General features: G+C 72.8%; 15 protein-coding genes and 1 riboswitch. Of the genes, 10 read left to right on the plus strand and 5 right to left on the minus strand.

What is annotated here, in order from left to right:
- Positions 1–36: 36 nt before the first annotated feature.
- Both PSH25_RS06380 and PSH25_RS06385 read right to left on the minus strand, forming a co-directional pair.
- Positions 37–1,770 carry a glycoside hydrolase family 3 protein gene (locus PSH25_RS06380; RefSeq protein WP_238658098.1) on the minus strand — a complete coding sequence of 578 codons (1,734 nt, stop codon included), beginning with the start codon at positions 1,768–1,770 and terminating at the stop codon, positions 37–39.
- Positions 1,771–1,857: 87 nt separating this feature from the next.
- Positions 1,858–2,349: a DUF3145 domain-containing protein gene (locus tag PSH25_RS06385; RefSeq protein WP_112700027.1), complete on the minus strand. Its 492-nt coding sequence runs from the start codon at positions 2,347–2,349 to the stop codon at positions 1,858–1,860.
- 309 nt (positions 2,350–2,658) lie between these two features.
- Here PSH25_RS06385 and PSH25_RS06390 point away from each other — a divergent pair, with 309 nt between their 5' ends.
- Positions 2,659–2,988, plus strand: coding sequence for a hypothetical protein (locus PSH25_RS06390; RefSeq protein WP_030330285.1), 330 nt, complete (start codon positions 2,659–2,661; stop codon positions 2,986–2,988).
- Between the two features lie 74 nt (positions 2,989–3,062).
- Here PSH25_RS06390 and PSH25_RS06395 read toward each other — a convergent pair whose 3' ends face one another.
- On the minus strand, positions 3,063–3,686 hold the full coding sequence (locus PSH25_RS06395) for a carbonic anhydrase (RefSeq protein ID WP_238658108.1): 624 nt from the start codon (positions 3,684–3,686) through the stop codon (positions 3,063–3,065).
- A gap of 169 nt (positions 3,687–3,855) precedes the next feature.
- Here PSH25_RS06395 and PSH25_RS06400 point away from each other — a divergent pair, with 169 nt between their 5' ends.
- From PSH25_RS06400 to PSH25_RS06420, 5 genes are all read left to right on the plus strand, one after another.
- The gene (locus tag PSH25_RS06400) at positions 3,856–4,803 is read left to right on the plus strand and encodes an alpha/beta fold hydrolase (protein ID WP_238658099.1); all 948 of its coding nucleotides are present in this window, start codon (positions 3,856–3,858) and stop codon (positions 4,801–4,803) included.
- A gap of 107 nt (positions 4,804–4,910) precedes the next feature.
- Complete coding sequence (locus PSH25_RS06405) at positions 4,911–7,028, plus strand: HelD family protein (protein WP_238658100.1); 2,118 nt, start codon at positions 4,911–4,913, stop codon at positions 7,026–7,028.
- A 106-nt stretch (positions 7,029–7,134) separates the two neighbouring features.
- A complete protein-coding gene (locus PSH25_RS06410) occupies positions 7,135–8,052 on the plus strand; it encodes a cation diffusion facilitator family transporter (RefSeq protein WP_238658101.1) in 918 nt (305 codons plus the stop codon).
- A 144-nt stretch (positions 8,053–8,196) separates the two neighbouring features.
- Positions 8,197–8,328, plus strand: a riboswitch (cyclic di-AMP (ydaO/yuaA leader).
- Between the two features lie 5 nt (positions 8,329–8,333).
- Positions 8,334–9,398: a coiled-coil domain-containing protein gene (locus tag PSH25_RS06415; protein WP_372492733.1), complete on the plus strand. Its 1,065-nt coding sequence runs from the start codon at positions 8,334–8,336 to the stop codon at positions 9,396–9,398.
- A 142-nt stretch (positions 9,399–9,540) separates the two neighbouring features.
- Positions 9,541–10,050: a hypothetical protein gene (locus PSH25_RS06420; RefSeq protein WP_238658102.1), complete on the plus strand. Its 510-nt coding sequence runs from the start codon at positions 9,541–9,543 to the stop codon at positions 10,048–10,050.
- 173 nt (positions 10,051–10,223) lie between these two features.
- Here the strand turns inward: PSH25_RS06420 and PSH25_RS06425 are convergent, their stop codons facing one another.
- On the minus strand, positions 10,224–10,691 hold the full coding sequence (locus PSH25_RS06425; RefSeq protein WP_238658103.1) for an SRPBCC family protein: 468 nt from the start codon (positions 10,689–10,691) through the stop codon (positions 10,224–10,226).
- 188 nt (positions 10,692–10,879) lie between these two features.
- On the opposite strand from PSH25_RS06425, the gene PSH25_RS06430 reads away from it, so the two are divergent.
- Both PSH25_RS06430 and surE read left to right on the plus strand, forming a co-directional pair.
- A complete protein-coding gene (locus PSH25_RS06430) occupies positions 10,880–11,857 on the plus strand; it encodes a PfkB family carbohydrate kinase (protein ID WP_238658104.1) in 978 nt (325 codons plus the stop codon).
- Positions 11,854–12,681, plus strand: coding sequence for a 5'/3'-nucleotidase SurE (surE, locus tag PSH25_RS06435; protein WP_238658105.1), 828 nt, complete (start codon positions 11,854–11,856; stop codon positions 12,679–12,681). The genes PSH25_RS06430 and surE overlap by 4 nt, the downstream gene beginning before the upstream one ends.
- 18 nt (positions 12,682–12,699) lie before the next feature.
- Here surE and PSH25_RS06440 read toward each other — a convergent pair whose 3' ends face one another.
- Positions 12,700–13,062: an STAS domain-containing protein gene (locus tag PSH25_RS06440; protein WP_238658106.1), complete on the minus strand. Its 363-nt coding sequence runs from the start codon at positions 13,060–13,062 to the stop codon at positions 12,700–12,702.
- Between the two features lie 388 nt (positions 13,063–13,450).
- Between PSH25_RS06440 and PSH25_RS06445 the strand changes: the two genes are divergently transcribed.
- Both PSH25_RS06445 and PSH25_RS06450 read left to right on the plus strand, forming a co-directional pair.
- Positions 13,451–13,591 (plus strand): hypothetical protein, encoded by a 141-nt coding sequence (locus PSH25_RS06445; RefSeq protein ID WP_156057395.1) that lies wholly within the window; start codon positions 13,451–13,453, stop codon positions 13,589–13,591.
- 169 nt (positions 13,592–13,760) lie between these two features.
- On the plus strand, positions 13,761–14,041 hold a 281-nt coding region (locus tag PSH25_RS06450; RefSeq protein WP_238658107.1), incomplete at its 3' end, for a hypothetical protein.

A 14,041-nucleotide genomic window follows, 5' to 3' on the forward strand; every position in this document is an offset into this window, starting at 1 on the left:
GGCCGGTGGGGTGGGGTGGCCGATGACGAGCGCCGGTCAGGGGCGACAGGTCGTCGCGGGCAGTCCACGGACGGCAACCGGGGACCGGCCGGCCGGCCGGGCCTTGCCGGCGAGCACGGCGGCCAGGCCGGTCATCGACGCCCGGCTGGACGAGTACGTGGCAAGCAGCGTCGGCGACTTCGCGTCGGCCAGCACGTACGGGGTGTCCATGGCGACCGTGACCGCCGCGTCGGGGCGCAGGTCGCTGGCGCCGTCGCCGTAGCCCACCAGGTGCACGATCGTGCCGCCGCTCGGCTTGACCTGCACCCCGGCGGCGGTCAGCGCGGCGGTGAGCGTGGCCCGGGTGCCGTCCCGACCGCCGGACGAGGTGACGGTGACCGGCCCGCGTACCGCTGCGCCGCAGGCGCCCCGCAGCACGGTGACGGCGGCGGTGGCCAGCGCGTCGGCGGCCGCCCGGTGCGCCGGGGTGTTCAGCGTGGACATCTGCGCCGCCGGCAACTGCGCGAGCTGGAACTTCATGGTCAGCACCCGGGTGACCGCCTCGACCAGCCGGGTCCGGGGCAGCGACCCACCGCGCAGCGCGGCGAGCAGCCCGTCGTACGCCTGACCGACGTTCGGGGTCATCAGAATGAGGTCGTTACCGGCGTTGAGCGCCCGGACCGCCGCCTCGCCGGGAGCCCAGCGCATCGCGGGCGGCATGTTCATCCCGTCGGTGATCACCACGCCCTTGAAGCCGAGTTGGCCGCGCAACACGTCGGTGAGCAGTTTGTGGGAGAACGTCGCCGGGGTCCCCGGGTCGATCGCGCGCGCGTCCAGGTGACCGGACATCACGGCCATCGCGCCGGCGTCCATCCCGGCGGTGAACGGCGGCCACGCGCCGCTCTGCAACGCCGCGGCGGTCTGGGTGAGCACCGGAAGATCCTTGTGCGAGTCGTCGGCGCTGTGGCCGTGCCCGGGGAAGTGCTTCAGGGTGGCGGCCACCCCGGCCGCCTGGAGGCCACGGACCGCGCCGCTCACCTGCGTGGCGGCCTGCTTCGGGTCGGCGCCGTACGACCGGGAGCCGATCACGGTGCTGCGGGTGGCCAGCACGTCGGCCACCGGGGCGAAGTCGATGTTGATGCCCATGGCGGCCAACTCGGTCCCGGCGGCCCGCCAGGCGGCCTCGGTCAGCTTCGGGTCACCGGCCGCGCCGGCCGCGAGGGCGCTGGGCAGCACGGTGACCCCGTCGGTCACGCGGGTGACCACGCCGTACTCCTGGTCGGTGCCGATCAGCAGCGGCGCGGGACCGGCGGCGAGCCGACCGGCGGCGGCACGCAGCCCGGTGGTGAGCTCGTGCACCTGCTTGGGATTGTCGACGTTCGTGGTCTCCTGGTTGCCCTTGGTCGGGTCGTCGGCGCTGAAGCCGACCAGGATCAGGCCACCCAGTCGGTACTTGGCGATCATGTCCGCCGGGGTGTCGACCCCGGCGAGGGCCTGGTTACCGGCCGCCGAGCCGGCGGAGACCTTCGTCGCCGAGTCGCCGTAGGCGTAGGGCATCAGCACCTGGCCGACCAGGTCCTCGTCGGAGAGCGTCGCGACCAGCGCGGCAGCCCGGCTGGCGGGGTCGCCGGCCGACGGCGTGGCCGGGACGCTCGGGCCCGCGGACGTGCCGACCGGGCTGGGCGTCGGGGTGGGGCGCTCCGGGTCACCTGAGCAGCCGGAGACGAGCAGGGCGGTCAGGGCGGCGACAGCGACACTGGCGCGCCACGGGCGATTCGACACGCCGCCCATCCCACCAGCTTCTCCCTTATCGGGGCAACTTGACCTTACCGGTCGTCACCGTCTCGACGGCGTACGGCCAGCGGCCCGTCGGCCGGGTCAGCCGACCCGAGTGAGCAAGGTCACCGGGGCACCGTCGCCGGCGTACCGGTAGGGCTCCAGGTCAGCATCCCACGCCGTGCCGAGCGCCTTGTCGAGGGCGTGCGCCAGCGCCTCCGGTGCCCGGGAGGCCACCATCAGCGCCCGAAGTCGGTCCTCGCCGAGCTGGATGTCGCCGGCCACGCCGACCGTTGCCCGGAACAGGCCACGGGCCGGCACGTACATGAAGCGCTCGCCATCGGCACCGGGGCTCGGCTCCTCGGTGACCTCGAAACGGATCATCGGCCACTGCCGTAGGGCAGCAGCCAGCTCGGCGCCCGTCCCCGGACGACCGGTCCACCCGCACTCGGCCCGGCGTGCGCCGGGATCGACGGGCTGAGCCGTCCACTGCAGGTTGACCGGCGCGGCTAGGACGCGCGCGATCGCCCACTCGACGTGTGAGCACACGGCGAGCGGGGTCGAGTGGACGTATACGACGCCACGCGTTGGCACGGTGACCTCCCGGAGAGCGAGGTGCGTCTTCCCCTACGACCTCGTCCACCCAGGTGGCTGCTGCAACACATGATGACTTGTGTGACGTGTGGTGCGCCAGGGAATCGGAAAAAACGCCGTCTGGAATAGCCGGACGGGTGGTCGCCGTTGCCTCTCAGGACACCGCGACGACCAGCATGATGTCGTGGTCCTGTACAGTTCCACCGGCGGCTTATGCCGCGTTACACCTTCGCGGGCCGAGTCACGTACGACCCGCACACAGCCCCCGGACGTCCAAGTCCTCCCGTACGTCTTGCAAGGAGTACCTCCGTGGCGAGCAACACCTCTAAGACCGCGCGCGCGTCCGTCCGGGCCGGCCAGGCTGGCCAGGGTGGCGCCCTCAGCGTGCTGGGCGAGTTCAAGTACCTCATCCCGCTCAACGGCGGCAAGCACGCCTACGTGCGGAACCTGACCAACGGCAAGACCGCGCACCTGCGCACGGACTCCGACGCCTTCGTCGAGGAGATCCGCGTGCTGGCCGCCGCCGGCCACGCCGCCAAGATCCGGGCGGAGATCAACAACCTGGCCGCCACCCACCCGGGTGACGGCTGGGAGGCCACCGAGAAGCGCCTGGTCGCGGCCGGCGTCTTCGAGGGCTGAGCCCTCCCCCACCGCACCAACCGAACCGCCCGCCGGGAGTTCCCGGCGGGCGGTTTCGCGTGTCCGGGGTCGGGTCAGCCTGGATCGAGCAGGGCGACCTCGCCGGTGGCCAGGTCGTAGAGGCCGCCGACCACGGCCACCCGGCCGGCGGCCACCGGCCCGGCCAGCAGGTCGTCCCGGCGCAGGGTGCGCACCGTGCGCCGGACGTGCCGGCGGATCGCCAGCGGCTGCACCGCCGGATCGTCGAGCCCCACCTCGGTCACCGCCGGGGCGATCTCGTCCACCAGGTGCGCCAGCGACCCCCCGGGACGCTGCCCGGTGCGCAGCGCCTCCACCGTGGCCTGCACCGCGCCGCACCGCTCGTGGCCGAGGACCATCACCAGCGGTACGCCGAGCTGGCCGACCACGTACTCGATCGAGCCACGGACCGCGCGGTCGAGCACGTGTCCCCCGGTACGGATCACGCAGATCGCGCCGAAGGTCTGGTCGAAGATCGCCTCCAGCGGCACCCGGGAGTCGATGCAGCCCAGCACCACGGCGTACGGCTGCTGGTCGCCGGAGGCCGCGGCGGCAGCCGTGACGTCGTGTCCGTGCACCGGCTGGCCGCTGACGAACCGTCGATTACCGGCGAGCAGATCGGCCAGCGCGGCGCGGGGCGTACCGCCGGCCTGCCGCCCCTGCCCCGACGTCGCGCCCATGGGCGCTCCCGACGACCCCATGCCGTTCAGCTTGGCCCGCCACCGTCCCGCACGGGCGAGGTCGGGAATGTTCGCCACGGCGCGATTGGCGTGGTGTCATGGCGGGTAGCCGGTGTTACCGCCGGGTATCCCGGTGCTGGTGGTGCTGGGCGGCCCTGGGGAGGTGGCGATGCCGGAGCGGTTCGAGGTCGGTCTGCCGGACGGTGTACGGCTCAACGTCGAGGCGACGGGTCCGACGGACGCCCAGGTCACCGCCATCCTGCTGCACGGCTGGACACTGGACGGGCGCGCCTGGCACCGGCAGGTCGACGCGCTCACCGCGGTGCCGTTCGGCGATGCGGTGCGGGTGGTCGCCTACGACGCGCGGGGGCACGGCCGGTCCAGCTGCATGGCGCTGCCCACGGCCACCCTGGCCCAGTTGGGTGACGACCTCGCCGCGGTGATCGACGCGGTCGCGCCAACCGGCCCGGTGGTGCTGGTCGGGCACTCGATGGGCGGCATGACGATCATGGAGTACGCCCACCGCCACCCCGCGCACTTCGCCGCCCGTACCGCCGGCCTGGTCTTCGTCTCGACTACCGCCGAGGGGCACACGCACACCGTCTACGGGCTCTCGCCGCGGATCGCCCGGTTGATCCGGCTGGCCGAGACGACCGGCGCCGGCGTGCTGGCCCGGTGTGGCTCGTGGCGCGCGCCCCGGGCACTGCTGAACGCGCTGCAACCGAGCATCCGGTGGATGCTCTTCGGTGACCGCTGCGAGCCGGCCGACATCCGCCTGGTCACGTCCGCGGTGGCTCGGGCCTCGCTGCGCTCGATCGGCGGGTTCCGCGCCTCCATCGGCACCCAGCACCGACTGGACACCCTCGCCGCGTTGGCCCACCTGCCGGCCGCCGCCCTGGTCGGCGACCGGGACCGGCTGACCCCACCGCCGTGCGCCGAGTCGATCGCGGCGGCTCTGCCGGCCACCGAGCTGACCGTCTGCCCGGGCGCCGGGCACATGCTGATGATGGAACGCCCGGACGAGGTCAACGCCGCGCTCACCGGGGTGCTGCGGCGGGCGCTCGCCGAACCGCCGCCGGCCCTGCGGAACGCGACCCGCGCCGAGACGGGTGCCTGAGCACGTTCGCGCACCTCGGGCGCGGCGGGTCAGGCCCGGGGCCGTACCCTTCTCGGTTGGCCCGCGCGGTTCCCGCCGCCTGCCGGCGACCTCTGAAGGAGCGTGCGTTGACCGACCAGACCGGCCTGGAGCAGGAGATCGCCGTCGAGCAACGACACCTCGACCGGGTGTACGCCCGACTGGCCGAGCTGCGGCAGTCGGCCGTCCGCGCCGAGCGCGACGGCTACCGGATGGCCCGGGTCGGCACGCACGGTGCCCTGGTCGAGCGCGACGCGATGGTCTTCCACGCGGCGCAGCGGCGGCACACCCTGGACGCCGAGCACGAGGGGTTGGTCTTCGGCCGGTTGGACCTGCGCGACCGTCAGGTGCTGCACGTCGGGCGACTGGGCATCCGCGACGAGAACGCCGTCACGCTTGTCGTCGACTGGCGCGCGCCGGCCGCCGCCGCCTTCTACCAGGCCACCCCGGCGCAGCCGTTGGACGTGGTGCGGCGCCGCACGATCCAGTCCCGCGCCGAGCGGGTCACCCGGATCGAGGACGACCTGCTGGACCCGACCGCCGCCCCGGAGGGGATGACTGTCGTCGGTGACGGCGCGTTGCTGGCCACCCTGTCCAAGGCCACCGGCCGGGGCATGCGCGACATCGTGGCGACCATCCAGCGGGAGCAGGACGAGGCGATCCGCTCACCCGGTTCCGGGGTGACGATCGTCGCGGGCGGCCCCGGCACCGGCAAGACCGCGGTCGCCCTGCACCGGGCCGCGTTCCTGCTGTACTCCGACCGCAGCCGCTACGCGGGCGGCGGCATCCTGGTGGTCGGGCCGTCGTCGGTCTTCGTCGAGTACATCGGCTCGGTGCTGCCGTCGCTCGGTGAGGACACCGCGACCCTGCACTCGCTGGGCACCCTCTTCCCGGGGATGACCGCCACCCGCCCCGACCCGCCCGAGGTGGCGGCGGTGAAGGGGTCGCTGCGGATGCGCCGGGTGCTGGAGCGGGCGGCCCGCGACGCGGTGCCGGGCGGTCCGGGTGAGCTACGGCTGCTCTACCGGGGCACGCTGCTGCGGCTGGACCGGGCCGCCCTGGACCGGATCCGGGACCGCGCGCTGCAACGCGGCGCGCGGCGCAACGAGGTGCGCCGGGCCGGTTTCGACGGCGTGTTCGCCGCGCTCTGGGCGCAGGCCCGTGAGCAGAGCAGCGGTCGACTGCCGGAGCAGCCGGCCTTCGAGGCGGAGATCGCCGAGCGGGCGGAGTTCCGGGAGTTCCTCAAGGCGTGGTGGCCTCGGCTGCACCCCCGGCACGTGCTCGGCTGGCTGGCGCAGCCGGACCGGCTGCGCCGGTACGCCGGGGGAATCCTCTCCTCGGCGGAGATCCGGCTGCTCAACGCCGCGTACCGGGACCTGGACTCGGCCGGGCTGACCATCGCCGACGTGGCGCTGCTGGACGAGTTGGACGCGCTGCTCGGCAAGCCCGCGCAGCCGGCCAGGGCGCGACGCGATCCGTTCCAGCTCGCCGGTGGCGTGCGCGAGCTGAGCACTCTCGGCGAGCGGCAGCGGGCCGCCCGCGCGGCGGCCCGGGAGCGCCCGGAGGACTACCGGGAGTACGCGCACGTGGTGGTGGACGAGGCGCAGGACGTCTCGCCCATGCAGTGGCGGATGATCGGTCGACGCGGCCGGCTGGCCTCCTGGACCGTGGTGGGCGACCCCGCGCAGACCGCCTGGACCGGCGATCCGGAGGAGCTGACCCGAGCCCGCGACCAGGCGCTGGGCCGGCGCAAGCGGCACGATTTCACGCTCACCACGAACTACCGCAACTCGGCGGAGATCTTCGCGGTGGCGGCGGCGGAGATCCGTCGGCTCTACCCGGACCTGCCGCTGCCGACCGCCGTACGCTCCACCGGGGTCGAGCCGGTCGAGCTGGTGGTGCCCGCGACGGGGTTGGAGACCGCGACCGTGGAGGCCGCCGCCGGCCTGCTGACCGAGGTGGAGGGCACGGTCGGGGTGATCACGCCGGTGCCCCGCCGGGACGAGGTCGCCGGTTGGCTCGGCGCGCTCGGCGCGCCGAGGTTGCAGGTGGTGACCAGCCTGGAGGCCAAGGGCATGGAGTACGACGGGGTGGTGCTTGTCGCCCCGAGCGAGATCCGGGCGGATCCGGGCGCCGGGGTGCGCACCCTGTACGTGGCGCTCTCCCGGGCCACCCAGCGGCTCACCACCATCGACCCGACCGGCTGACCTGTGCGGACCGCCGCCGGCGGAGGGCGCTGCCCGTACACTTGCACACATAGCGATGTGAGCATACATTTGACCGGGTCCCGACCAGCGGCGGAGGGTGGTTCTCGTGGGCGCAGGTCATGACCACCACCATGGGTCCGTCGCCAATGCCGCACACCAGCACCGGGGTCGCCTCTGGGCGGCATTCGGCCTGCTCGCCACCCTGATGGTGGTCGAGGCGGTGGCCGCCCTGCACACCGGCTCGCTCGCCCTGCTCTCCGACGCCGGGCACATGTTCACCGACGTGCTCGGCATCGGGATGGCGCTCGCCGCGATCACTGCGACCCGCCGGGCCACCGGCGACCCGCAGCGCACCTTCGGCCTCTACCGGCTCGAGGTGCTCGCCGCGCTGGCCAACGCCGTCCTGCTCTCCGGCGTCGCGATCTACGTGGTGATCGAGGCGATCCGCCGGTTCGGCGACCCGCACGAGGTCATCGCCGGTCCGATGCTCGCGGTGGCCGTGCTCGGCCTGCTCGCGAACATCGCCGCCTTCGCCCTTCTGCGCGCCGGGGCCCGGGAGAGCATCAACCTCCAGGGCGCCTACCTGGAGGTGCTCGGCGACCTGCTCGGCTCGCTCGGCGTCATCGGCGCGGCTCTGCTCATCACCGTCACCGACTGGTGGTGGGCGGACCCCCTGGTCGCGGTCGCCATCGGCATGTTCATCCTGCCGCGCACCTGGCGGCTGGCCCGCGCCGCCATCCGCATCCTGGTGCAGGCCGCCCCGGAGCACCTCCAGGTCACCGCCGTGCACGACCGACTGGCCGCGGTCCCCGGTGTCGTCGAGGTGCACGACCTGCACGTCTGGACGCTCACCTCGGGCATGGAGGTGGCCTCCGCACACCTGACCATGGCACCCGGCGCGGAGGTGGGCGCGGTGCTCACCGCGGCGCGCACGGCCCTGCACGACGACTTCCGCATCGAGCACGCGACGTTGCAGATCGAGCCCGGCGCCGCATCCGGAGCGTGTGGCTCCATCGAGTGGTGAAGGGGCTTTCCGGCCCATTCGTAGGCTTCCGCCGTAATTTTCCGTGGTGACGCACGCACCGTCCGTCACATCGGCTGCAGCAGCCCCACCGGCACCGGTAGGCTCGGTCCCGGCCCCCACCAGGCGGCGCCCTCCCGGCGCCGGTGGCGGTCGCCGCCTAATCGCCCACCTGGGCGAACCGGGGAACCATGTTCCTGGGGTGCATCCGCGTCAGCGGTAGGGATCTTCCGTCCCGAACCCGTCAGCTAACCCGGTCGGCGGCTGACGGAAGGACATGCGCAGTGGCACCAGCACGACCACCCGCCGCCCGACTGGCGGCCCTGATCGTCGCGATGTTCGCCCTCGGCGTCGCGCTTCCGGCCGGCACCGCCTCGGCCGCTCCCCCGACCGGCCTGCGGGCCGCCGCACCCGACTCCGACGAGGAGGGCGGCACCCCGGCGCTGCGCGCCCAACTCGAGGCGGCCAGCAAGGGCTACCTGGACGCGAAGCGCGCCCTGGACACCTCCATTCAACGGCAGCAGCAGCTCGCCACCCAGCTGAAGACCATCGAGGTCGAGATCGACCAGCGCAACGGCAAGGTCGGCGAGATCGCCGAGGTGGCGTACCGCACCGGCCGGCTGGGCGCGATGTCGGCGCTGCTCAACAGCAACACCCCGGAAGGCTTCATGGACCGGGCGGCCGCGCTGGACGCGGTGGCCGCCAACGAGGACCGGGTGCTGCGCGACCTGCTGAACAGCAAGGACAAGGCCAACCGCACCCGGGTCGCCCTGGACGGCGAGATCAACGAACAGCGCAAGCAGGTCGCGGTGATGGCCAAGCGCAAGGAACAGGCCGAGCGGGCCCTGACCGTGGCCACCACACCCAAGCCGCAGACCGCCGCCGGCACCGACTCCAACCGGGGCACCTCAACCGCCAACGCGAAGGCCGCACCGCGCAACTCCGACGGCTCCTGGCCCTCCGAGTCGTGCAGCGTCAACGACCCGACGCCGGCCAACGGCTGCATCACCCCGCGCACCCTGCACGCGCTCAACCAGGCCAAGGCCGCGGGCTTCACCCGGTACGTCTCGTGTTACCGCCCCGGCGGCTCCGGCGAACACCCCAAGGGCCGGGCCTGCGACTTCGCGGCACAGAAGAACGGCTTCGGCGGGAACGCCACCGGCGGCGACAAGACGTACGGCAACAACCTGGCCGCGTACTTCATCCGCAACGCCGACCGGCTCGCCGTGCTCTACGTGATCTGGTACAGGCAGATCTGGCTGCCCAGCAGCGGGTGGAAGTCGTACAGCGGGGCGCAGGGCACCCCGTCCACCGACCACACCAACCACGTACACCTGTCGGTCTACTGACCGAGTCGGTTGTGATGCCTGTGAGTCGTCTAGGCGGCTCACAGGCATCACGTCGTCCGGGGCCGGGCTACGTCGCCGGGCGTACCCCTGATGTCGTCGCTCGTCGGACGACCCGGCCGGAGTCGGCGGGCAGCATCGCGGTATGCCTCGGATCCGACCCACCACCCGCAAGGCCCTGCTCACCCTGCACCTCGTCACCTCGCTGGGCTGGCTCGGCACCGACCTGGTGCTGCTCACCCTCGGCATCGCCGTGCAGCGGGGCGCCGACCCGGCGGTGGTCTATCCGGTCACGGCCCTGGTCGGCACGGTGCTGTTCGCGCCGCTGAGCGTCCTGGTCTGGCTGATCGGAGTCGCCAGCTCGCTGCTCACCCCGTGGGGCCTGCTGCGCCACCGTTGGGTGCTGGTCAAGCTCGTGCTCACCACGGTGATGGTCGGGCTGGTGCTGTTCCTGCTCACCCCGAACCTGCGCCACGCCGGGGCGGTCGGCGCCGCCCTGCCCACACGTGATCGCGCGGACCTGGTCATCGCGCCGGCGGTGTCGACCAGCCTGATGATCATCGCGACGGTGCTGTCCACCTACAAGCCGTGGGGCCGACGCCCCGCCGCCCGACCCGCCCTCGCCGGCCGTAGCCGCGCCACCTCATCGCGCTAGCCGCGACCACTCCCACGATCGCGCTGGCCGTGACCACTCCCATGATCGCGCTGGCCGTGACCACTCCCATGATCGCGCTACAACCGGGATGTAGTGGCCTCCAGGCGTCGGGAGGCCGCTACATCCTGGATCGAGCGCGATCATAAAGCGGGCCGGCAGTAGGCGCCGGCGGGTCAGGCCGGGGGCGGGGGGTTGCCGCTGCGGTCGAGGGCCGCGCCCAGTCGGGTGGCGAGGGCGAGGTGAGCCGCTCGGGCCTGGCGGAACGCGTAGCGGAACAGCGGCGTCGGCGCGGTCAGGGTGATCTCGACGTCGATGCGGACCACGCCGTCCGGCTCGGCGCGCAGTCGGGTGTGGTTGCGTACCGTGGTGGCTGGCCACTGGCGGGCCACCATGACGATCTCGTCGGCCTCGCTGATCAGCACGTCCGCGTGGTAGGTGGTCCGGAAGCGCAGCGGGCCGGCCGCCAACCGGTCGTTGATCGTGTAGCTGGCCTGGGCGCCGGGCCGGGGCGGCACCCGACGGACCCGGACGATCAGTGGGTGCAGCTCACCCTGCCGGGTCAGGTCGCTGAGCAGCGCCGCCGCCTCGGCGGGTGAGCACCGGGCCTGAACGGTGTAGCTGAAGGTATCGCTGCTGAGCACACCGTCTCCCGCCGTCGTTGGTCGCCCGATCGTCCCGTACCGATGTCTGGCTGGCAACGTCCGACGGCCCCCAGCGCCGCGCCCGGCCCGTGCCGATGGCACGACCTGCCACTATCTGCGCCATTAAGGTCGGTTAGTACAAATATCCCGAGATGCCGGAGGGTGGCCAGCATGAACGGCGACGACCGATGAGCGGGCACGTGATGGTCTTCGCGCCCACTCCACAGCTGACGGTGACCGTGGACCAGCCCAACGACCACCCTGAGCTGCACCTGCACCCCGGCGGGCAGGGCGTCTGGCAGGCCCGGATGGTGATCTCCCTCGGTGTCGACGTGGTGCTCTGCGCCGCCCTCGGCGGTGAGATCGGCCAGGTGCTGGAACCGCTGCTGGTCAGCGAGGGCGTGGACCTCAAGGTGGTGGTCCGTGACTCCGGCAGCGGCGGGTACGTGCACGACCGCCGGGAGGGCTCACGGCAGGAGATCGCCGACGTGCCCGGGCAGCCGCTGAGCCGGCACGAGATCGACGAGCTGTACAACCTCGCCCTCGGCGAGGGCCTGCGGGCCTCGGTGAGCATCCTCAGTGGGCCGAACGAACCGTGGCTCGTACCCGCCGACCTGTACCGACGCTTCGCCGCCGACCTCGGGGCCAACGGCGGCCGGGTGGTCGTCGACCTCTCCGGCGACCACCTCGGTTCGGTGCTGGAGAGCGGGGTGTTCTTCCTCAAGGTGAGTCACGAGGAGTTGATCCGCGACGGCCGCGCCCGCAGCGACGACAGCGCGGAACTGACCCGGGCCATGTACGAGCTGCACGCGGGCGGCGCCGAGACGGTGGTGGTGAGCCGCGCCGACCAGCCGGCGTTGGCGCTCATCGACGGGGAGTTGTTCCAGGTCGAGATGCCCCGGCTGGAAGCCGCCGACCCGCGCGGGGCGGGCGACTCGATGACCGCCGGAGTGGCGGCCGTCGTGGCCAGGGGCGGGGACATCCGGACCGCCATCCGCACCGGCGCCGCCGCTGGCGCGCTGAACGTGACTCGGCACGGCCTGGGCACCGGGCGGCTGGACTCGATCACCGGACTGGTGGACCGGGTCCGGCTGGTGCCGGCGGACAGCCGGCAACAGGAGCGGACCACCCCGGACGAACTGGCCGACCGGGTGGCCGAGCGATGACCCTGCGGGTGCTGATCACCAACGACGACGGGATCGCGGCACCGGGCATCCAGGCGCTGGCCTGGGCGGCCCGGCAGCGGGGCCTGGACGTGGTGGTCGCCGCGCCGATGGAGGAGGCGAGCGGCACCAGCGCCGCGATGAGCGCCATGGAGCGCGACGGGCGAGTTGTCGTGAACGACCACCCGCTGCCGGACCTGGCGGGTGTGCCGGCGTACGGGGTCGCCGGGTCCCCCGGCTTCATCACGCTGATCGCCCTGCACGGGGCGTTCGGCCCACCGCCGTCGGTGGTGCTCTCCGGCGTCAATCGGGGCGCCAACGCCGGCCGGGCGGTGCTGCACTCCGGGACCGTGGGCGCCGCGTTCACCGCCGCCACGAACGGCTGCCGGGCGATGGCGGTCTCCCTCGACGTGCTCTCGGCCGGAGAGGCGACGGCCGCCAGCGGTGGCGCCGCGGTGGACGCCGCCGCCCGGGTACGCGACGCCGAGCGGCACTGGGACACCGCCGCGCGGGTCGCCCTGGACCTGCTCCCCCGGTTGACGTCCGCGCCGATGGAGAGCGTGCTCAACGTGAACGCCCCGGACCTGCCGCACGGGCAGCTGCGCGGGGTGCGGCGAGGCACCCTGGCCAGCTTCGGTCAGGTGCAGATGACGGTGGCCGAATCCGGCCACGGGTTCGTCCGTACCTCGCTGGAGGAGCCGGGGCAGGCCGCACAGCCGGGCACGGACGTGGCGTTGCTGGCCGCCGGGTACGCGTCGGTGACGGCCATCCGAGCGGTCACCGAGGCGACCGACATCGACCTGACCGGCCTGGACGAGCAGCCCTGAGGAGGACGCCTGGCGCGCTCAGGCGCCGGGCAGCACCTCGGGGGTATGGGCACCGGCGAAGTAGGGCTCCGGGGCACCGAAGAGGCCGAGCAGGCCGGTCACCCAGAGCTGCCGGTGCACGAACCGGCTCGGCTCGGTGACCACCAGCTTGACGTCGCTGACCTCGGCCGTCTGGAAGCCGGCAACCATGGCGCTGATGCCGACGGAGTCGATGAAGGTGACCAGCCTCATGTTGAGTTCGATGCGCAGCGGGCGGCCCTTGGCCAGCACCTCCGCGATCGCTTCGCGCACCTCGTACGCTGTGTCTACGTCGATCTCGCCCCGCGGGGCGATCTCCACGACACCACCGGACAGAACCGACTTCACGATCGACAGGCTCACGCGAGCACCTCCACCCGCCCGTCCCCCGGGCGCCTCATCAGTACGCGGGCCGCGACCGAGAGTATTCCTCCGACGGCCTCGGTCGCCACCCCTCGGGATGAGCAATTCGCGGATCCGGGCCCACAAAGCCGCCCATATCCGCACTTTTCAGTATCTGATTACTCAAGACTTTTTGTTATTTGAGCATCGGCGATCCGGTCGTGACCGACGCGCCGCCGAACCAGGGTAGCGGTCCGGAGCCGACGCACCCGACAACCGGTCCACGACGTACGCCTGCCCCGTGTGCCGTCGGCGTGTCGCCCACAGCCGGCCGGCGCGGTCCGCGCCCAAGGTTGCCGACGCGCCTTAGCATCGGCCGGGGACACCACCGCGACGGAGAGGATCTTCGATGATCAAGCGACTTGCCGGCCTGGCCGGCGTCGGCGTTCTGCTCGCCCTCGTCTTGGCCTGCGGTTTCGGTGGCGGAGACGACGATGACGATGACGATGACGACTTCGCCCGGGGAGTCACCGTGTCAGCGGTGCGCTGAGTTGGTGGCGCGTCGAGTTCTGGCGCGCCGAGCTACCGGTGCTCCGCGGCGGTCGGGGTTTGCGTCCGGCTGACGCGGGGCACTGCGGGGTAGGCGACACCGTGACGCGCTGGAAAGACGCCGAAGTCCGAAGTGGCCGGCGGCTTCGGCACCTGAGGAGGTAACCACGATGTTCGGAACCAACCTGCTGGACCGCCGCAGCAAGCCGGAGCGGATCGCGGACCAGGCCTGGGAGCACCTGCTCTCGGCCGTCAGCTCCGCCGGAGACAGTGTGCGGGACACCGCCCGCTCGGCCCGCCGTAACAGCAGCGACCTCGCCGACGGGGCGGGTGACCTGGTGGGATCCGCCGCCGAGGAGGCGCGACGCCGTGCCTCGCTGGCCTTCGACGCGCTCGCCGGCCGCCAGCCGGCACTGCCCTGGACGCTCCTGATCGGCGCCGCGCTCGTCGG

It is taken from the genome of Micromonospora foliorum (genome assembly GCF_022229015.1).
Lineage (GTDB): Bacteria > Actinomycetota > Actinomycetes > Mycobacteriales > Micromonosporaceae > Micromonospora > Micromonospora foliorum.